At 41.6% G+C, this 20186-nt stretch carries 19 protein-coding genes; 2 read left to right on the top strand and 17 right to left on the bottom strand.

Annotation, left to right across the window (positions count from 1 at the left end; genetic code table 11):
* Nucleotides 1-3: 3 nt before the first annotated feature.
* From L1068_RS11610 to L1068_RS11555, 12 genes are all read right to left on the bottom strand, one after another.
* Nucleotides 4-846 carry an OmpA family protein gene (locus tag L1068_RS11610; protein WP_237130405.1) on the bottom strand — a complete coding sequence of 281 codons (843 nt, stop codon included), beginning with the start codon at nucleotides 844-846 and terminating at the stop codon, nucleotides 4-6.
* Nucleotides 847-861: 15 nt separating this feature from the next.
* A complete protein-coding gene (locus L1068_RS11605; RefSeq protein ID WP_237130404.1) occupies nucleotides 862-1185 on the bottom strand; it encodes an STAS domain-containing protein in 324 nt (107 codons plus the stop codon).
* Between the two features lie 148 nt (nucleotides 1186-1333).
* Nucleotides 1334-3127, bottom strand: a complete 1794-nt coding sequence (locus L1068_RS11600) for a sugar transferase (RefSeq protein ID WP_237130403.1) — start codon at nucleotides 3125-3127, stop codon at nucleotides 1334-1336.
* A 10-nt stretch (nucleotides 3128-3137) separates the two neighbouring features.
* Nucleotides 3138-4214, bottom strand: coding sequence for a glycosyltransferase (locus L1068_RS11595; protein WP_237130402.1), 1077 nt, complete (start codon nucleotides 4212-4214; stop codon nucleotides 3138-3140).
* An 11-nt stretch (nucleotides 4215-4225) separates the two neighbouring features.
* Complete coding sequence (locus L1068_RS11590; protein WP_237130401.1) at nucleotides 4226-5692, bottom strand: GNVR domain-containing protein; 1467 nt, start codon at nucleotides 5690-5692, stop codon at nucleotides 4226-4228.
* 173 nt (nucleotides 5693-5865) lie between these two features.
* Nucleotides 5866-6306: a hypothetical protein gene (locus tag L1068_RS11585; protein ID WP_237130400.1), complete on the bottom strand. Its 441-nt coding sequence runs from the start codon at nucleotides 6304-6306 to the stop codon at nucleotides 5866-5868.
* Between the two features lie 9 nt (nucleotides 6307-6315).
* The gene (locus tag L1068_RS11580) at nucleotides 6316-8352 is read right to left on the bottom strand and encodes an LruC domain-containing protein (RefSeq protein ID WP_237130399.1); all 2037 of its coding nucleotides are present in this window, start codon (nucleotides 8350-8352) and stop codon (nucleotides 6316-6318) included.
* Nucleotides 8353-8473: 121 nt separating this feature from the next.
* Nucleotides 8474-9583, bottom strand: a complete 1110-nt coding sequence (locus L1068_RS11575; RefSeq protein WP_237130398.1) for a glycosyltransferase — start codon at nucleotides 9581-9583, stop codon at nucleotides 8474-8476.
* A gap of 10 nt (nucleotides 9584-9593) precedes the next feature.
* Entirely contained in the window at nucleotides 9594-10295 is a 702-nt protein-coding gene (locus L1068_RS11570; protein ID WP_237130397.1) for an acyltransferase, read from the bottom strand.
* Entirely contained in the window at nucleotides 10285-11679 is a 1395-nt protein-coding gene (locus L1068_RS11565) for an O-antigen ligase family protein (protein ID WP_237130396.1), read from the bottom strand. The genes L1068_RS11570 and L1068_RS11565 overlap by 11 nt, the downstream gene beginning before the upstream one ends.
* Nucleotides 11666-13057 (bottom strand): oligosaccharide flippase family protein, encoded by a 1392-nt coding sequence (locus L1068_RS11560; RefSeq protein WP_237130395.1) that lies wholly within the window; start codon nucleotides 13055-13057, stop codon nucleotides 11666-11668. The genes L1068_RS11565 and L1068_RS11560 overlap by 14 nt, the downstream gene beginning before the upstream one ends.
* Nucleotides 13047-14210, bottom strand: coding sequence for a glycosyltransferase (locus tag L1068_RS11555; RefSeq protein ID WP_237130394.1), 1164 nt, complete (start codon nucleotides 14208-14210; stop codon nucleotides 13047-13049). The genes L1068_RS11560 and L1068_RS11555 overlap by 11 nt, the downstream gene beginning before the upstream one ends.
* A 198-nt stretch (nucleotides 14211-14408) precedes the next feature.
* Here L1068_RS11555 and L1068_RS11550 point away from each other — a divergent pair, with 198 nt between their 5' ends.
* Entirely contained in the window at nucleotides 14409-15356 is a 948-nt protein-coding gene (locus L1068_RS11550) for a glycosyltransferase (protein ID WP_237130393.1), read from the top strand.
* Between the two features lie 35 nt (nucleotides 15357-15391).
* Nucleotides 15392-15817, top strand: a complete 426-nt coding sequence (locus tag L1068_RS11545) for a response regulator (RefSeq protein WP_237130392.1) — start codon at nucleotides 15392-15394, stop codon at nucleotides 15815-15817.
* 30 nt (nucleotides 15818-15847) lie between these two features.
* On the opposite strand, the gene L1068_RS11540 is transcribed toward L1068_RS11545, so the two are convergent.
* The 5 genes from L1068_RS11540 to L1068_RS22135 form a co-directional block, all read right to left on the bottom strand.
* Nucleotides 15848-16462 carry a flavin reductase family protein gene (locus tag L1068_RS11540; protein ID WP_237130391.1) on the bottom strand — a complete coding sequence of 205 codons (615 nt, stop codon included), beginning with the start codon at nucleotides 16460-16462 and terminating at the stop codon, nucleotides 15848-15850.
* An 80-nt stretch (nucleotides 16463-16542) separates the two neighbouring features.
* Nucleotides 16543-17061: a hypothetical protein gene (locus tag L1068_RS11535; protein ID WP_237130390.1), complete on the bottom strand. Its 519-nt coding sequence runs from the start codon at nucleotides 17059-17061 to the stop codon at nucleotides 16543-16545.
* 8 nt (nucleotides 17062-17069) lie between these two features.
* Nucleotides 17070-17801 carry a cytochrome b/b6 domain-containing protein gene (locus L1068_RS11530; RefSeq protein WP_237130389.1) on the bottom strand — a complete coding sequence of 244 codons (732 nt, stop codon included), beginning with the start codon at nucleotides 17799-17801 and terminating at the stop codon, nucleotides 17070-17072.
* Nucleotides 17802-18023: 222 nt separating this feature from the next.
* Nucleotides 18024-18272 (bottom strand): hypothetical protein, encoded by a 249-nt coding sequence (locus L1068_RS11525; RefSeq protein ID WP_010558230.1) that lies wholly within the window; start codon nucleotides 18270-18272, stop codon nucleotides 18024-18026.
* 122 nt (nucleotides 18273-18394) lie between these two features.
* The gene (locus tag L1068_RS22135) at nucleotides 18395-20071 is read right to left on the bottom strand and encodes an ATP-binding protein (protein ID WP_237130388.1); all 1677 of its coding nucleotides are present in this window, start codon (nucleotides 20069-20071) and stop codon (nucleotides 18395-18397) included.
* Between the last annotated feature and the right edge of the window lie 115 nt (nucleotides 20072-20186).

Raw genomic sequence — 20186 nt, 5'->3', positions numbered from 1 at the left:
CGATCACTCCTTATCTTCCAAAGCGCTTGTCCATTCGGTCAAAGGCTTTACCTTAGTAAGTTCTGCGGCTTTTGCCGAGGTTGCAAGAATATAGGCATTTACACGACGATCTGAGTGCTGCTTTTGCACTGATTCACCTTCGTTACTAAATGGCACTTGTGCACCTTGCGCTAACGTATTGATCTGTTCGGGGTTCACACCATAAAGGGTTAACCAGCTTTTTACGCTTTCAGCACGTTTGTATGCCAGTTCAAAATTACTTACTTTGCTGCCTTTAATATCGGTGTGCCCCACCAATAACACTTGTGTTGCAGGTAACATTTTCAATAATTCAGCACTTTGCGTTAATCGCACACGGTATTTTGGGGTCACTTCAAAACTATCAAAAGCAAACTGATTATCGCTATTAAGCAAATTTTCCAATTTCGTTAATAGTTTTTGGTCATCATTTTTGCTTTCAGCAATACAGTACGTATTACTGATTACACGCTCAAAGTGATTCTCTAGCTGTTGTAACTGATGATAAAAGGTACGCATATCAAGTTGCGCTTGCGAGTACATATCCGCAGCTATTGTGCGGTTAATTCGCGTCAACATTAACTCGGCTTGATAGAGCTGCCCGGGCATACAGTGCTTGATACCTCGACTTTTTAGCCAGTCGAGCTTTAAAGAAAGGTGCTCGAATTCATTCATCACTTGAAATGGCAACGCACTTTCGAAGCCATCAATATTTTGTGGTGCATCAGGATGGTAAAGTTCTGCCCAACCACCTCGACCTTCTTCAGGCCATGTAGTACATCCAGAACAAATACCAACAACACAGGCAATAGGCAGTAACTTATCCATAATGGCATTCCTTATTTAAGCAGCAGCTGAGCTAATAAATGGAATGGTGGCGTCAACACGTAACAGCTTCATTAGCTTTTCCGGTTGACCTGACACATCAAGCAGCGACATTGAAATGCCACGCTGTTCAATGCGTTTGAACAAAAACACCATGGCACCAATACCTGACGAATCGATAAATTCGGTATTGCCAAAATCAAGCACCACCGAATCATGCTGTGTCGCAGCAAAACACTCAAAATGCTCGCGATATTTATCTACATTTAAGCCCGAAAAATCATGCGGAAGCTCAACCGTTAAGGTGTTGTTTTGCTCTTTAGTGGGAAGTAAGTTGTTCATAATCATATCCTCTTTTGAGACTATGACTAATAACAACCAAATAGAGTGCCAAAATTTATTTACTTAAATTTCAGTAGGTTAAACTTTAAAAAATGTTTTAAATAGCAAAATGCAACAAGCTAGACGCAGCTCGTTGCATTTTGCAATGCTATTGTCCTTTACCAAGTACCACTACCTTAATGGTTTTAAATAAGATGTCACATTCCATTTTAAGCCAGGTTGAAAACCGCGACATTGATAAAACGTACGAATAATCCCACGCAATTTTGTTGCGTACATCTTCTACACTTTCATCATAGCCATTCATCACTTGAGCAAGCCCCGAAATACCAGGTTTAATGCCATAGGTACGCTGAATAAAATACGGAATTTCACGCTCTAATTTAGTGTAAAAGCTCGGACGTTCTGGGCGCGGGCCAATCAGCGACATATCACCTTTTAGTACATTCCAAAACTGTGGTAATTCATCAATGCGAGTTTTTCTTAAAAAGCGACCAACACGGGTAATACGAGGATCGTTACCCTGTGCCCACACGGCGCCGGTTGCTTTTTCTGCGTCAAAACGCATGCTGCGCAGCTTGTAAACATAAATTAAATCGGTTCTATCTTCGTTAATACGCCCGACACGTAATTGCTTATAAATTACGCCTCCTTTTGAATCGAGTTTAATCGCAATACCAGCAAGCATTATGATTGGCGAGAATAAGGTTAAACCAACCACTGCGCCGATAATATCAATACTGCGTTTACAAAACGTAATCATTGAAACTCCAGGTTTAGATGACGACACTCTGCGCCAAGCTGTTTTGTATCGAGAAAGTGATACAATGCCAATCAAGCCCGCTAAGTAACTGGTTATTACATAGTTAACGGAATCAATTAATGGTAAGGCTGTACGCCATTTAAACATCGCTTTTATCACCCCAATTAGGTTAATAAACAGCATGCTGCCAAGCAGCAGTTGCGCCGCGATATCACCTAAAACAGCTAACATAGTTAATGCGGCAAATGCGCTAAACAGCATTACGGGCATGACTCCACGCAGTACTTTATTAGAAAAAAAGCTGAACGTTTGCGCCAAACTAAACTGGTTTACGCGCTTGAATATGGTGTTTAATTGCTGCCAATTTCCTGCACCGATGCGAATACGACGGCTGAAATCTTGTGTTTGATTGTCTTGTTCGCATTCGATTATGGCAATCTGATCGTTAAAACTGGCGCACTGCTTTTTGCCAAGCGCTGACACCAACTGCACAAAGTCATCGTTAATAGTTTTTGATAAAAGTGGTTTAACCTTGTCTGCGCGCATGGCGAACATGGCTCCAGCAAACCCATTTACTGCACCAAGTTGCCCTTCAAGTCGACGTACGGCGTTTTGATATTGCCAGTACTTATCTAAACAGCCATGCGCTGAACTCTTAGGTAAATAATTACCTGAAACCGCAACAACGTCTTTATTAACCATCGATTTAGCCACTTGCTCAAGGCAGTTAACACTCATCAATGCGCTTACATCAGTGAAAACAATAATGTCGTACTCATCGCGATAGCGTTTTATTAGGGTATTGAGCGCATTCACTTTACCCGCGTTCACGGCAATTTCATCGTATGTACAATAAATAAATTGCTCGTGTAAATGCGCGCTAACACGTTTTACAACATCAGCAGTTGCATCAGTGCAGCCATCGCCAACAATATGAATGCCCATTTTATCATTTGGATAAAGCTGCGAAGCCAAATTATGCAGTTTTTCTTCGATGTAATCGGCCTCATTGTAGGCCGCGATAAAAACCCCAATCGACGGCGTTTCACGATGGCTAAGCGGCGTGTAGTCAATCACCTGTTGCGGCGCTTTTGCCGCAAACATCTCCAGCAACTTTGGATAAATAAAATGATGATACACAAATAAAACAGCAACAAATATTATGATAAACCAAAGCATAATGAACTCCTTATACCATCGCGTGTTGATAGATTTTGTTATAACGATTTGCCATCACTTTTAGTGTTGCTTGTGATAACGCATATTGACGAATACGAGTGCCATAATTCAGTGAAAGTGCTTTTAATAAATTTGGCGCAAGTAATTGTTCTTGATTTATAGGTAATATAAACCCATGTGGTGTATTCACAACCTCGCTAATCCCCCCCACATCACTGGCAACGACGGGGCGATTACAAGCCATCGCCTCTAAAATCGATAGTGGCAACCCTTCTCGCTCTGAATACAAGCAAAACACATCAATGGCCGAGTAAAAGCTTGGCATATCTGATACACACCCAAGCCAGTAAACCCTATCTGCAACACCTAGTTGTTCCGCATACGCTTTCATTTTCTCAAGTTGACTGCCGCTACCGGCAAACACCATATGTACCTTATAAGGTAGCGTTGTAAGCGTTCGAAGCATGGACTTATGACCTTTGCCCTCTTCAACACGGGCGGCACAGCCAATTAGCGTGTAATTATGTGGCAGCCCTAATTTGTTACGAGCGCTGTAACGAGAGATTGGCGTAAAGTAGTCTGTATCAATACCATTGTGCACCACATGATCTGGTCTAATTTTGGCCTTTTTTTGAGCAAGCTCTGCGACCGCTTTCGCATCTGCCACTATGGTAATTGGGGTGCATTTACCAATCGCTTTAGTGAACATGCGGTGTTTAAAGTCTGTTAAATACCACGCATCATGCAGGGTATGAATATGCTGTATTTTGGGTCTTAGCATTTTGGCTAAACTGGCGTACAACATGGGGCCAATATGGTGGCTGTGAATTACGTTAATATCAAACTTATCAATAAGAGCTACGAGCTTTTTAACTGTTTGCCAACTCACGCCCGGCGCTTTATTTAAACAGTAAAAGTTGTTTAATTCTTCGAGTTGAGGCCATGCTTTAATGGCCCCTTTTTTAGTGCCTTCCATCGCTACTAAAAACATTTTTGAATTTGTTATTTCACTACAGCACAGGCCAAATGCCATTTTTTCAAGCCCGCCCACCTGTGGGTGCTGAATCAGTTGAATAATGTTATTCATAATGCCTCCAATTAGTCGATTCGATGTACAGTGACATCATTCACAATGGGTAATTTGGTTAATACGCGTTGCCCTGCAATCGTTTCTATCGTTGCTTCATCGCGTACACGTAAATCGGTGATCATGGCAACAAATGTGAGTGCCGCAGCGCTAAATAGACCAAGTACAATGCCCAGAATGATGCTTACCACCAACGACTGATTAATCGGTGATGTTGGGCTGTATGCGCGTTCAATGGTTTTTACTTTATCAGGGCCCTCATAGCGTACTAATTGCCCTGTCACTTTTGACATTTCATAACGCTCAAGCATTTCGGAATACAAGGTTTGTTTCACTTGATAATCCCGTTGCAGTTGGCGCAGTGCTTTATCAATTTCGCTTGAACTTGAAAGACGTGTTGACACAACCGATAGCTGTTCGCTTAGCATCTCAATTTCATTCTTTAACTGTGCGACATTATTTTCAGCTTCTTCTAAGGTAATAAGCTGCGCAACCAGTAATGCGCTGTCTTTGGCATTAGCACCTAACGGTAAACTATTGGCGATTTGCCACAGTGAATCTAAATCAGCCTCTTCAAATGGCTTTGCTTGACTCTCTATTTCTTGCTTGCGAATTTGTAAGGTTTCGAGTTCGCGTAATTTAGCCTGAACCTTGCTATGCTGGTCTGTGTAACGGGTACGCAATAGCGCAATATCCGCCTCAATGCGCATAATGCTATCAACTAAGCGGCCTTTTACAGGATTCGCTTTGGCAAGTTGTTTTTTGAGCGTAGCTAGGCGTGCTTTTGCACCGCTTAAGTCGACTAGTTTTTGCTGTTTTTCTTGCTCTAAACGCGCTAGGGTATCTTGGTTCACATTTAATAATTCAGGCAGCGATTCACGGTTATCACGCTTAAACTTTGCTAATTTATCTTCAGCAAGTTCAAGTTGTAGTCGCAACTCTTCAAGTTGGTTTTTCAAAAATGTTTCTGACGTATCAAGGGACGCTTTAGTTGGCGCTAACAAACGCTCAATAAATTTCTCAACCAGTGCTTCAAGTACTGGCTTCATTTGTTGGCGCTTGTTCCATTTAAAGTGAATGCGCACTAACTCATCACCCACCAGTGAAATTGAAATGGCACTGGCTAGTTTTTGCTGCATTTTTTCAACTTCAAGTTGATTGGTTAAGTCATCCACTAAACCAACCTCTTTTACTACTTCAGTTAAATTTTTACGACTCAGCACCAAAGTACGTAGCGCATCCATACGGGCCGACAATTCAAATGAAAACTCAAGCTCATCTAAGAAAGGATTAAGCAACGCAGACTCTTCAATCAAAATAGTTGCGTGATTGGTGTATTGCTTTTCACTGCTAAGTGAAATTGCAATCACTGCAATCGGTACAATGATCATCGGTAACGCAATAAGCTGCCAGCGCTCATACATGGTGTATAAGGCTAGGTAGATAAGCTTTTTAATTTGCGCAATCGTAAAAACCATTTCTAATCCTAATTCGCAAATTGCAACGCAATTTAGCGATTTGCTATATCAAAATGTGAAAAACACCGTTTTTTCACCCCTTTGATATAACTATCGCAAGTTCAGCGCCAACTATTAGCAAACATAAAAAAAGCGCCATATTGGCGCTAAAATCGAGGGAGTAAATTGAATGTTTAGTTAATTAACCAGCTTTGCTGTGATTGGCTTTCATCAAACTGCCATTCATAGTTAAGCGGTGCCATGCTCGTATCGTAAAACCAAATTTGCGCTTTTAGCTTCTGATCCTGATGGGGTACTACAAACGAAAGATCCAGCCCTTCGCTATCAAGTGGTGCTCTTACAAAGCAGGTATCGGCATTAATTAACAACGCATCTGCTTGGCAAATATTTATAAACGCTCTTTCATTTACTAAGTTTGCTGCAACATTAAGCGCTACATTTACATCTGTTTTAAAGTCAAACTCTGGCGCCACATTGAGTGCTGCAGTTCCCTGAGCTTCGTTATCATCTGAATTAACTGTCGCTGCTGGCGGCGTCACAGGTGTACTATCACCACCTCCACCACCACATCCAGTTAAAATAAAAGCAATTGATAACACTAATAACTGTTTCATATCATTCTCCTAATTCTGAACCGAGTGTTGACCAACTGCTGAACGAAACCAATTTGTATTGGCACTGCCCGCACTTTCTGCAAACCCGCCAAATTCGGGATATGCCAGTAACATATCAGTGCTTTCTTTAGGGTGGTTCCAGCTGGTACCAATAATTAATGCCCAAGGCAAGCCATTAGCAGTTTGAAAATTGCCATAGGTGCTCGACATATCATCGCCTTGGTCAAAGTAACCGGTGTTAAAGGCTTCTGTTGGTGTGTGGTTTTTGAGATGTACTTCCCATGCCCGTGCATTATTACTATCAACGAACGGCCCATGGTCAAAACCATTTACGGCAAAGATAAAGGGGCTAACTCCACTTATCAATGACGCACTGTCAGTGACAGTATTTTTAAACGGTAAGGTAACGCTAAATGGAATAGGTTGTTGATTCAAACAACCCGATTCCGTTCTAAAGTACTTACATCCAGATTGCGTATTTGCAATCACTTTGGTGTCATCAAGCGCTATTAATATCGCCTCATTGCGTCCTGCTTCTAATGGATTTTTGGCAATTTGCTGGCCATTAATTGTTAAACGAACAAGCGGTTCATCTATTTGATTTCGCAAAATATTCGCAAAGCGAAATGCAAACCCATTATGATAGCTTGCTCCAACCGCAAGTAACTCTCCATCAATTTTTAAACGCACCACTTGGTTGCCTATCTGGCTTTTGAAAATACGGTATTTCACCACTACGTCATTAAAGTCATAGTCACCTTGTTGCGGCCATAAATCTTCAAATGCAGCTGTTTGCCACGCAGTTGCTGTTTCGACAACACCACTGGCGACGATTGACACACTTATATCTTCGACTTCCCCACTATCAACACCACCTAAAGGAGAGATTGATGGAGTATTTGATACTCTAAAACGTGCCCAAGTTGTTCCTTCTCTCGCATCTATAGGCACTTCGATTAAGATACGATTTTCACCCACGGTGCCTAGGTGCTCTGTAATGATTTGTTCAGATTCATCAAATTGGCCATTGCCGTTCCAGTCAACCCAAGCATTTACATAGCCAGGCGCTGAAAGGCGATAAGAAACTAAGGTATCTAAGCCGGTTTCAAGTCCTGTTACAAAATTAACACCGTCATCGTCATCAACTTGATTAGGTGTGTGCTCGGCACTTACGCCATTACCAAAGTACAGATTCCCTTTTCCATGGCGTGCGCCATTAGCGCTTATTGACGTTGCATACGTATCGGGCGCATCACCATAATCAAGGGTTGGTGCTTCGCTTTCGTCAATTATTGGCGCAGTAGCACAACGGGCACCATCGTTATTGCCTGAGCTTGGTCCGTATGCAAATAAGGTTGTTGAAGTTGGGTCGTTAATATCAATACGAAAGATGTGTCCATCGCTATTGCGACTAATATATAAGTAACCTTCAACATCAAAGTAAACAGCACCGAATGTGCCTGTCACGCCAGTGAAACCAAGATTAAAATTACTGCCCGTAGTCACATCAATGGCAATCAAGTTACCTCGGTTATCAACACTGTAGGCGAGATTTTCATCAGGATGAAACGCTAGGTCAAAAATATTCAGATTAAGGCTACTACCGTCAATAACCTTTGACGCAACAAGATAATCACTGTCGTTTTCATCGAGTACAATTCGATATAAACCATAATCTGATCCTTTTCGATAAACGTAATACGCGTTTTGTTGCACAGACACATCACCTACGTAAAAGTTAGTGTTTGGTAAACCCGACGCGTTCAGCGGCTCTAACGCATAGTCCTTACCAATGCGACCAATATTGCCTCGGCTATAATCCCAGCCATATAAATATCTGTCGTGAACACTAAAGCCAAAACCATTTACTTTTTGATTTGTGCCTACATTATCTGCAAATCTGTTGTACGAGCCTGATACTAGGTTTACACCAAAAATAGTTGCTGTAGTGCCTTGAACTAAAAATGCTTTTGACGGACAGGTATCAAACGGTGCCGCGCTACTTCCTGCGGCAATAAATAATAAACTAACAATTGAGCTTTTCATTTATGTCTCCAAACTTTTAACCTATTGAACGTTGAGCTGCAATTTAGAAACCAGAATTAATAAATTGATTTATATAGAAAAAACAAATGGGAAAACAAAAAGCGTTGCAATATGCAACGCTTTACTCAATTTGCTCCAGCACAAATGCAGCTTTTTGTTGCCAACTGTGTCTTACGACGTGCTGCTGTGACGGTGTGCGCCAATCGAGAAAGGGGTTTTTAGATATCACCATCGCGTGATCAACTCGGGCAATAAACCCAGCGTGATCTTTCGCAATGAGCACCATGTCTTTGTAGCGTTCAACCGCGGGAAAAAGGGTTGACACAACAGGTTTACCAGCGGCTAAATATTCTTTTAATTTTAGTGGGTTACACGCTTTAATTTGACCATTATCTAAAAACGGTAACAGCGATACTTGCCAATGCTGAGAAAAGCTCGCTAATTGATGGTGAGCGATTTGCGAAATATAAGTTACATTCGGTAAAGCAACGAGCGCGCTAATATCAATGTCAGCCTTTCCAATCAGTACCAAATGATAACTTGGCCTCGCTTTGGCAAGCTCTATTAACAAATCGACATCTAACCACTTTGAGATTGAGCCATAAAAACCAATTACATTACTCAAGTTATGAAGTTGTGAATGTGGCTTTTTGATATCACTAAATAAATCATAATCAACGCCGTGTTCGAGCATTTGCGTTTTATGTTTGGGCATTTTATCGAGCAGCACTTTACTCACCACATAAATATTATGAGCCATGTGAATAAGGCGCTCTTCGCTTGCTTTTACCAAGTCATAATCGACTCCTGCCAAGCTGGAAAAATCATCTCCACAATAATAAATTAAGCGGTCTTGTGGGCGCAGTTGAATCATATTGATGGCGGTTGGCACACTGACCCAATAGATAATCGGTTCATGGGACGACAAGTCGAGAGCTTTGGTAACTTGACGCTTATTAAAACGCGTCGCCCACTTGTTATCATGCCAAGGCAAAATTAGGGGATTACGCGCTTCAACTGGTAGTTTGTCGCTCGGTGCTTTAACGTTTCCAGCCATCATCAATTTAACCTTACCCAACACACGCTTAATATCGGTAAAATTAATTTTAGGTTTGCGCATGCCTACAGAGTTAAACCAAGTTACATCGTATCGCTCGGCAATCACTTTAAAAATATGCTGGGTACTGCTTGGATGACGCCCCCAGTCTTCTGCAAATACGACAAATTTCATAACTTGCTCCTTAATCTACACGCTTAATCACTTTGGCCGGATTGCCTGCAACAAGTGTAAAGTCGGCCACATCTTTGGTGACAACTGCATTTGCAGCAACTATCGCTCCTTTGCCAACAGTAACGCCTGCCAAAACCGTTGCACCTGTGCCTATCCAAGCACCTTGTTTAATAATGATATCGCCCGCTTGTTCTGGTAAATCGGGTTCACCTTTGGCGCGCTCGGCGCAATTTAACGGGTGACCAGGAAAGCCTGCTAAAAATACTTTTCCAGCTAAACGCACATCATCTTGTAACTCAATTTTTGTGCCGACAGAAAATGCATTTTGCCAGCCCACGTCCACGTTATTGCCAATAATTAGCTTTGCTATGCTACCTGAGTGATAGCGGCCACAAAAGGTTGCAATGCCCGACATTCTGACATCGTCACCTAAGCTAATTGCAAGTGCACCAATAACTTGTGGCATACCGCACTGTAAGGTTAAGCGCTTTTTACTGCCGCTTACTTGGCTTTTAAACATGGGCGTAAAATAAATAAATTGCAGTGTATTGTGCCAAATCGTTTTGCTACTTCGATGAAGTGCAAACAATATTTTGTAAAGCACAGGCACAACCGGCATTTCAATATGCTTAATTGCATAAAAACTACCGCGACAAAATTTGCCAAAGCCTGAATCACTGCTTTTCACCCAATTTTTAACATCAGCTATCATGACGATTCTCCTGCGTATCTTTACTTAACGTTTGCAGCATTTGTTCCAAAGCAATACTGAGCGATAAAATAATGTAGATAGGCCAGGTAAACGCCTGAGTTAAAAAGGTACCAGACACCACAAAGCCAATTAATCCCGCCTTTAGCGCTTGTACGTTGACAAGCAAATTAGCTTGATGACAAAACTTCACTTTGGAGCCACTGCGCTTCAATGTGCGATAAATCGTTGCGATTAGCGTTGCAAAAAGCGAAATTCCAACAAACCCGGTTTCACCAAGCACTTGGAACCAAGTACTGTGCACCGCGTGATTTTTGCCATCCCAGTGCGGGCTGTAAAAGAAGTAGTTAACGTAAAAGTTGTTTACCCCTACGCCAGTGAATGGGTTTGATAGCGCCATGTTGATTGCCGCCTGCCACGCATAGATTCGTCCCATTGCTGATTCATCAATACCGCTTTCTGCTGCACCGCCACTTTGTCTGTCGCTGATCCCCGCTGCCACCAAGAGCACCGCTAAACCAAACCCTAAAATAGACACTAATACCACAGGGTTTTTGATGGTGCGCGCCAAAAAGTACGCAACAATTGCCATTACGCCTAATAATCCGCCACGGCTTTGTGTTGCAATAATGCCGTACACCACCAAACACAGTGTGATAAATGCAAATACACGGTAAATCATTTTGCTTTCTTTGTTAAAAAGCTCGGCACACAAAAACGAGACCGGAAACAATAGCACCAAGGAAAGATCGTTTGGGTCGCCAATTTGCGATTGTAAATGACGCGAAATCGTGACCCGTGTACCTTCCACTAACCCAATACCATTCAGCTTGTTAGAGACTGCAACACAAGCAATTAACGCCCCACTCACCATAATACCAAACCTGGCAATGCCAAACGCTTTTGGCGTATTGATCCACCAGCTAATAACAAACACCATAATCAATACTTTGGTTAGGGTTGAACTCCAATACTCAATCGCCATACCACGATTTGTCGCCATCATTACGCATAAGGTTAACCAAGCAAAAAAGAACATAAACGCACTGTGTGCTGGGTGCCAAAACGGTGTGAGCTTTTTACTTAAAAACAAATGCCACGCAATGCCGAACAGTGACGCCAAAGCCAATAATTTTGGAATCTTGAGCGGCATTAATACGGGGAATGCTTCGTGAATACGGAAATAACTAAAAAGAATAAATAAAATGACAAAAATAACGCTAAATCGCACAGTAAAATACAGCGCAAACGGCAGCATCAATAGAGCAAAAGGCGCAGCAGGCCCCGCAACTTTGAACAGCCCGATAATGGTGACACTGATTAAAACACCGAGCAGCGCAAGTTTAATCGGCGATTTTGATAAATGCTGTTGGCTAAGAGTATCCATACTTGCCTCCCAATTTATTGGGCTTTATCGCGCTGCACTTTATTGCATATTTAAATGACAGCAGTAATGCGACGATTAGCAAGATTACATTAAGCCAAATTGCATCGCCTACGATACCGATTTGCACGACCAATAAGCCAAAACCAAGTAACACTGTACCGAGATGATATTTGAGCGGCGCCATACGCTGGCTAATAATATAGAACGCTAAAAATCGCAGTGTATGCCCAACAAAAAGCCCAGTAAACACACCGGAAATGCCTTGGCTAGGGGTCAAAAACGCAATAATTAATATAGCTACCGTGGCACATATGCCGTTTATTAGAGGTACATATTGCGCGTTTTTATCTAGATAACAGCCTAAGTTCAGTAACTCTGCATAACTTTTAATAACCAATAAAATGCACAGCAACCCAATGTATTGGCTGCTGTTATGATAGCTTTGCGGTAACAACCAACTAATAAGGTAAGGGGCGAATATCATCATTGCTAATGCCAGCATAGTGATGATAAAGCACCCTGTAACAGCCCCACTCGCTGCTAATTCTGTGTTTTCAAAGTAACGTTTGAAACGGATTGGGAACCACCATAAGCGAAATGGCTCAAACGCTAACGACAATGCCAATGAAAATTGCGTTGCAATAAAATAATATGCCAGCTGCGATGATCCTAAATAGCTCGCGATAAACCAATTTTCAGCGCCACCTAGCCCGTATAAACAAAGCGCTGACAACGCAATAAAGCCACCATAGCGAATATGTTCGCCTGTTAATGGTTCCCGCTTCATCAATAACAGCGCACGGTGGTAAATCACTAAAGCGAAGGTAATAACAAAACTGGTGACACAACCACTTATTAATACACCTAAAATACCGTAATCATTTAACAATAAGGTGTAAGTAAGCAGAGCTTGCACGACGCCTTGGGCAAGGGCAACATACATGTAGGGTTTTGATTGTTGCAATACGCGATAGCGCGTTAAGTAAATGGCCTGCAATGTAGTGAGCGCCAAATTAAACATCAACAGGCAAAAGTACGACTTTTCAATTGGCAACGGCATTAAAGCCAACCAGATATCCGCGCCAATGATTGCACAGAGCAAAAACACACAACTCACCAAAAATGTAAACTTAACACTACTGGCAATGAATGAGTCGAGTATGTTGCTTGGCAGCTTTACCGCAAAGCGAAAAATCACTTCAGCCATGCCAAAACCCAAGAAAATACTCAACATGGCGCCAATGCTCACGAGAAAATTAAGCATGCCGTAACTTTCTGGCGCCAAAAAGCGCGTCACTATCGGCAACATCAGTAGGCTGATCCCTTTTAGCCCAGCAATGGCGATACCGTAATGGACAAACGCAGCATTAACTTTCATACGCCACCTGCTCAATTAAGCGCGATAACTTAACACCTTGTTTTATTGCATTAAAATGCCTGTTAACACGGTCTCGTGCAGCATTGCGCATTTTTATACGCTCGTTTTCAGGCAGTTGGCAAAAGGTTAAAATGGCTTGTTTTAACGCATCGCTATCTCTACTTGGTACAGTGTAGCCACAGCTACCATCGACAATTTCAGTACACCCCATGATATTGGTTGTAATTGTAGGTAACCCCATAGCCATAGCTTCTTTGAGCACGACCGGGCCGGTATCTTTATCGCCGTTATCAGCAATACAAAAAGGCGCAATAAACGCATCATATTGCTTTGAAAGCGCAATAATTTCGCTTGATGTACGCTGTCCTAAAAAGCGCACCCAATTGTTAACATGCAATTGATTGACCAAACCAACTAACTCCGCCAGCTTGGGCCCGCTGCCAATAATATCAAGTTGTGGTCGTTTCGAAGATGGAATCTCAGAAAGCGCATTGAGTGCAAACTCAATGCCTTTTTTATCAACCAAGCGGCCAACAAATAGCAGTTTTACCCTACTGTTGTTTGGGTTGTCATAATGCTGAAACTTGTTAACGTCTACACCGCAATGCAACAAATGCACAGAATGGGTTTTAATATTTTGCAGCAGGTTGTACATATCTTGACAAACCGCCACATTAAAATCGCAAAACGCCAGCTTAGCGTTCAAGTCGTTCGCGTTTACATATACATCATGTCCATGTCCGACACTCGACACACTAATTCCTGCATACTTAGCAGCAACAATGCCGTACGCCAAACTACTGTGCATAAAATGGCAATGAATATGTGAGATTTGCTGTTTTTTAATCAGGTAATTAATCTGAAGACCGAAATAAAGCAGTGATAAATTGCGTATCGCGTGCTGACTAGATGCGGCTTTGTACGCATTCGACACCCCTTTAATACTGGTGCAACATAACCCTTTAAGTGTGGTCGTAATGCGCTCGCGCTTTAATTCGAAGACATCAAAATCAAAGTCACTCTCATGGTCTAAATGCTCCATCGTGATCACGCTAACTTTGTGACCTGCAGCACGCAATGCCTCGATTTCGGTGACCACAAAGGTTTCGGACGCGACCGGAAACTGTGGGACATAAATAGCAATATGTTTCATAACGCTCTCCTCACATTTATGTAAAGAGCACATCGCAATCTTTATGCCGATAAAAATACCATGTTAACCCCACTAAATTGCCGATTTGCAACCAACCATTCGCATTTTGCAAAGCAATTTTGCTTTTTGCGTGCATTTTGACCTTGTTTAGCGCGGCACACACATTGCGTAAGTACTCCATACTATGGAGGATTTGTTATGTGTAAAGAAGTGTCGATTATCATGCCTAACTACAACTGTTTAGAGTATTTACCAAAAGCCATAGACAGTGTGTTACAGCAACAAGATGTACGATTTGAACTGATTGTAGTAGATGACGGTTCGACTGATGGTTCGCTTGAATGGTTAAAAGCAGCTGAGCAAAAATACAATCAGTTACGCGTTTTAACCCAGCCTAATCAGGGTGTTATCGCTGCACGTAATCGGGCAATTAAAAAAGCGAATGGTCAGTTTATCGCGTTTTTAGACGCAGATGATTACTGGTACCCCAACAAGCTGCGCAAGCAAGTAGACTATATGTTAGCGAACCCCAACTGCGGGCTAACTTTCACCAACTATCAGCACGTTGAGACTCAATACCAAGAAATCATTGATTGTTACTCATATTGGCCTGAATTTGCAGCCCATCGTACTCAAAACAATGGTGATTATCAGCCTTTGCACGATGCCATTGGATTGCTGTTAATTGCCAACGTAATTGGCACATCATGTGTCATGGTTAATAAAGACATTATCGAACGTGCAGGGGGGTTTGACCCGAGTCTTCGTAGCGCCAGTGATTGGGACTGTTGGCTTCGTATCGCGCTGATTAGTGAGATTGGATTTAGCGAAGACATCACGATGGATTACCTAATGCGACCCAACTCAATCACCGCCAATAAGCAAAATCGCATTGATGCGATGGCCGAAATCACCGAACGCATCTGTACATTAGGAAATGTAAGCCAAACCGTTCGCCGTAAAGCCAATGCCCGCTTACTGGAGTCTTACGGTGAAATGCATCGAGAAAATGGTGATTTGACCACTGCGATTTCATTTTCGTATAAGGCGTTTAAACAGTATCCACATAAACGTCATTTAAAACATCTGTGTTCTGATCTAAAGCGGTTGGCGATTTTACGCGTGAATGCATTGTGCCAAGTATAAAAAAGTGTTTTATTATTAATAGGAAGGAGTGATATATGGCCCATATTTTACTGGTAGACGATGAACCAGAAGTAACCAATGCAATTGCGCGCTTACTGCGTAAAGACTACACCATCACAAAATGTAGCGAGCCAGAAAACGCACTTGACATTGTAAAGCAAAATGACATTGATTTAGTGCTCTCTGATATTCGTATGCCAGTGATTGATGGCGTAGAGCTACTGTCACAGGTAAAAGCATATGATCCAAATATTGGCCGTGTGCTGCTCTCGGGGTATTCGGATATGGAACTTTGCCAACGCGCGATAACTGATGATATTGCATCCATTATTTTGGCAAAACCATGGGACAACTTTGAGCTAAAAAACGTACTGCGCTTAGTACTGAACGCTCGTCAGTTACAAAAAGAAAATACCGAGCTTAGGCAAAAACTCAATCAACTTAGCCTAACTTCACAGTGAGCGGGCGTACGCTCACTGTAAACGTTCATGTTATTCTGGGCGCTCAATGCCAAATGCTGACGTAATGCCTGAATATTCGCCGCCCCCTAAACGCGCCAACGGATTTACCTTATCGGCGTCAATTTTAATGCGTTTCTTATGATCAAGCGAGACAACTTCATCGCCTAAAAATAGGGTTTTAATTTCAACAAACACTAACGTTTGTGGCACATCGCCCATTTCTTTAACTTCATAAAGCTCGCAACCATAGGCAATATTGCAACCTGCCACGCGCGGCATAGAAAAGCCTTCAAATTCACATAGCGCAATATCATTAATTGCGACTTCTGACTGTCCATGATCTAAAGTTGCTGCGGTTTGCGTTACCAAATTGGCATCATCTACTGACGCAATATGGATCACACACTGCCCCGTTTCGATAATGTTTTTAACAGTATCTTTTACTTCACCTGTCGGCTTTTTGCCAACTGAAAACATCATCAAAGGGGGGTTACTCGATACTGCCGTAAAATAAGAAAATGGCGCTAAATTAAAATTAGCTTCGCCCGAATCAGTCATAACCCATGCAATTGGACGCGGAATAATGGTTTGCGTCATTAAATGGTAAATTTGCATTGGTGAAAAGTCAGAAAAATTAAGATTCATAACAAAGCTTTATAAAGTAAGAATTGAGGCAAATAGTATCATATTCATACGCCTAAAAATACGGAAGTATTGATAGCATGTTAGTCATTTTCAAATTTTTGAGGTAACAGATCTTCTAGAAAAAATGCAGACAATTCAGAGCGCCCGCTTAATCCTGCTTTGGCATACACCGCCATTGATTGTGCTCTTGCTGTTTTTTCACTGGTGCCTCGAATTGCTGCAACGTCTTTTAAACTCATACCTTTTAAAAGTAAAAACGTCACTTCTTTTTCAGCGGGTGAAAGCTGCCAACGGCATAATTGTTCGTTGATTAAGTGCGAAAGACCATCAAGATATTCTTTTGAGCGTGTCCGCCATTCGGTTGCTTCTTGTCGTAAATTTTCGGTAAGCAAGCGTTGGTGGTGAAGTTGATGTTTTAAATTCACCATATCGCGAAAAATATAGCCTATACCCAGCAATGCCATTACTCCGGCTGCCCCCTCAATCACTAAATGCCAGATAGCCCCCCCTTCGTTAAGGTCGGTTGCAAGGTCTATCGCAATCAGCAATGTAATGAGTAGCAAAGTAGTTAATAAAATTAGGCGGTCTTTGTTACTCATAGGGTGATTTACTCGTGTTCATTTTGATGGATATTATTTTCATGATGTTGATCATGTTCGTTTTCAAACTCTTGCAAATGCCATTTTACACCAAACAATGAAGTTGTTTTTTGGTTCTGGTCAAAGTTTATAACTAATACGCCTGTAAATGTGAGCGTAATAATCAAACACATTGCGCCTAGGTAAGCATGTAATTTCACGGACTCGACACCTGAAGGTATATTATTTTTATAGCCAGAAATCATACTCTTTGCGATAGGGTCTTGTTGTTTAACGGTGTGTACTAGCACACCAAGAATATGCAACACCACAACCAGCATAAAAGCATTAGCAGCAAATTCATGAAGCTCTTCAATCGCCTCATTAAACGGCCCGGTAGTCATTAAAATACCGCTAACAATCAGGAAAAATGCTAACAGCATCATTAAAATTGCGGCCCAACTTGAGGCTGGATTATGGCCATTCCATAACTTTTTATGCTTGGTAAAGCTGTCTTTAAAATAACAAATAAGCGCTTTTGGCTTTAAAACATAATCGCTAAAGCACGCATGTTTAGTGCCAATAAATCCCCAAATAAAACGCCAGACTATACAAAGGCCAAGCGTCGCTCCTGCAATCATATGGTAAGCAAAAATAGCTAGTTCATCATCTACCAAATTCGCAATACTGAAAGCTACGATAAAACTAGTGGCAAATAACCAGTGGAAAATTCGTGTCGGTAAATCATAGATACGAGTCATAAAATGCATCCTGTTTGTAACGTTAAAATACTTAACAAACAGTAACGAAATTGACCTTTTCTGACATTGGACAAACGCCCAACTGGGAGGTGGTTGACGTAAGTCATTTGACCTAAGAATAAAAATAGACTTTATATTACATATAGTTAAGATTAAAAAAAGGGTTGAAAGTGCTGGTGTAAGGTTATTGGTTACCACCAACACTTTTAATGATAAACGGTTTTAATGCGTTTTCTTCACTCCGTAACGCACCATATCTTTGCCATTTTCATACACGTCTTGCGATACCCAACGACCTAGCAATAATTGATGCTTATCATCTAATACCGCAATAAATGGGCGACCATCACTGTTATTTGTAGCAAGTGCCACACCTTCAACATTTTTAAGGCCTAAACCGCCATTTTCAACTAACAGTAAAAACGCTTCTAGCTCGTCTAATGTATTAATCAGTTCGTTATCTTTAATCATGTTTGCTGCTCTAGAGTATCAATGTGCGTAGGGTAACAGGTTTGTGCATCGGGTGAAATTACATAACGGCTCACACGCAACACTTGAACAATTAACATACAAACCAGTACAAATACGTTACATCAGTTATTCGGGTTAGTCGTTGTAAGCGCTTTAGGTAATGTGATGGTAATTTCAGTAAACGCATTTACCTCACTAGAGCATTCAATTGAGCCGTGCAATTTTGCTGTTACTAAATTGTAGACAATGCTCATTCCAAGGCCACTGCTACCATTACTGCGATTGGTGGTGTAAAAAGGCTCAAAAACCTTGCTCAAAACAGGCTCGCTCATTCCAACCCCATTATCGCGAAAAGAGATCACAACCTGTTGCTCATTATCAGTGGTGGAAATGGCGATTTCACCCTCACGATTACCTTGCTCAAAGCCATGAATAATTGAATTATTAACAAGATTTGTAAAAATCTGCCCGATTGACCCAACTTCAACCTGCAATAACAGATCATCGCGGATCAAATTACGAATAGTAATGCCTTTATTTTTAAATAGCGGTGTAAGCGAGGCAAATACATCATCAAGGTACGATTTTAGGTTAATGGATCGTATATCCTGATGAGATTGATCAACCGCCACTTTTTTAAACGACTGAATAAGCTCTGCGGCACGCTGCAAACTCGTTGTTAAAAGGCGCACCGATTCACTCATATTTGAAAAATAACGTGTAATATCATCTCGCGACAGAGTCTCGTTGCCAAACTGTGTTTCTAAAGTACGGGTTTCATTTGCGATGTAATCCCCAGCCGTTACCGCAATACCAAGCGGTGTATTTACCTCATGAGCAACCCCCGAAACCAAACTGCCAAGCGATGCCATTTTTTCGGCTTCGACTAATTGCTCAAATGTGTCTTTCATTACTTTGGCATTTTCAGCCAAAATCTCATTTTTTTGCGTCAATAAATCAAATTGACCATCCACCGATTCTTTCAACAAGTTAATAAGCCGTCTGCTATACAGCTGCCTAAAATAGGCATATGCAATAACAGCGACAAAAAGCATTACAAAGCTTAGCAGCACAAATAACGTCGCAACCTTGTTCACTTTACCTGCATCGCGCATAGCCGCTTCAGTTCGCTGACCTTGCAGCTGCAAAAATGTATTTACCTTCGCCATTATATGCGCCTTAGCTTGCAAGTAGGTTTCGCTATAAAGTAAATCGAGCGCCGATAAACGTTGTTCACTTTGATTGTAGTTAGGCGTTTGTGTTAACCCTATATCAACTAAAGAGAATGCCTTTTGCTCAATTTCAACCAGCTTATCAGATGCCGCTTGCGCTTCATTCAGCATTTGCCGTTCACTTTCTGTAATGCCTGCATTTTTCAGCATTGTTTTTAACGAGATCGCCTTGCCGTTTTCACTTGGCGCAAGCCCATGTTCAGACATCAAAAAGTCCCAGTAAACACGTCCATAATGATTCGGCCTTGGGTGTTCACCATTACGGATTGCTAAAATTTGGTTAAAGAAGGTAAGGTATTTAGTTTTTCCAGTTGCGGCATAAGCGCGCGCCATTAGCGTGAGGTTATCGGAGCTTAAACGTACTTGATTGCTCAACTGTAACATTTCATAGCGCTGCTGCTCGGTTTTCTCAAGTGTCGATAGAGATAAAAAGGTGTAATAGGCTGATAATCCGGTAATTAGAATTAATACAATAACGAGTATAAATAACCATTTTGATTTGCTGAGTAAATTAGCACTGTTGGATTCAACTATTTTAAAAATTTCTTCTGCTTTACTAAACGCCACTCAGTTACCTCGAACAGCAAAAACACACTGCAATTGAGTATAGTCAAGAAGTGGCTATTTAAGTGGTTATTCTATTTATTAGGGTGGTAACGACTCTGGATTTGTAACAACTCAC

It is taken from the genome of Pseudoalteromonas sp. MMG024 (assembly GCF_021654175.1).
Lineage (GTDB): Bacteria > Pseudomonadota > Gammaproteobacteria > Enterobacterales > Alteromonadaceae > Pseudoalteromonas.
The sequence above is the reverse complement of the archived record's forward strand: the minus strand, read 5'-3'. Positions and strand labels throughout refer to the sequence as shown.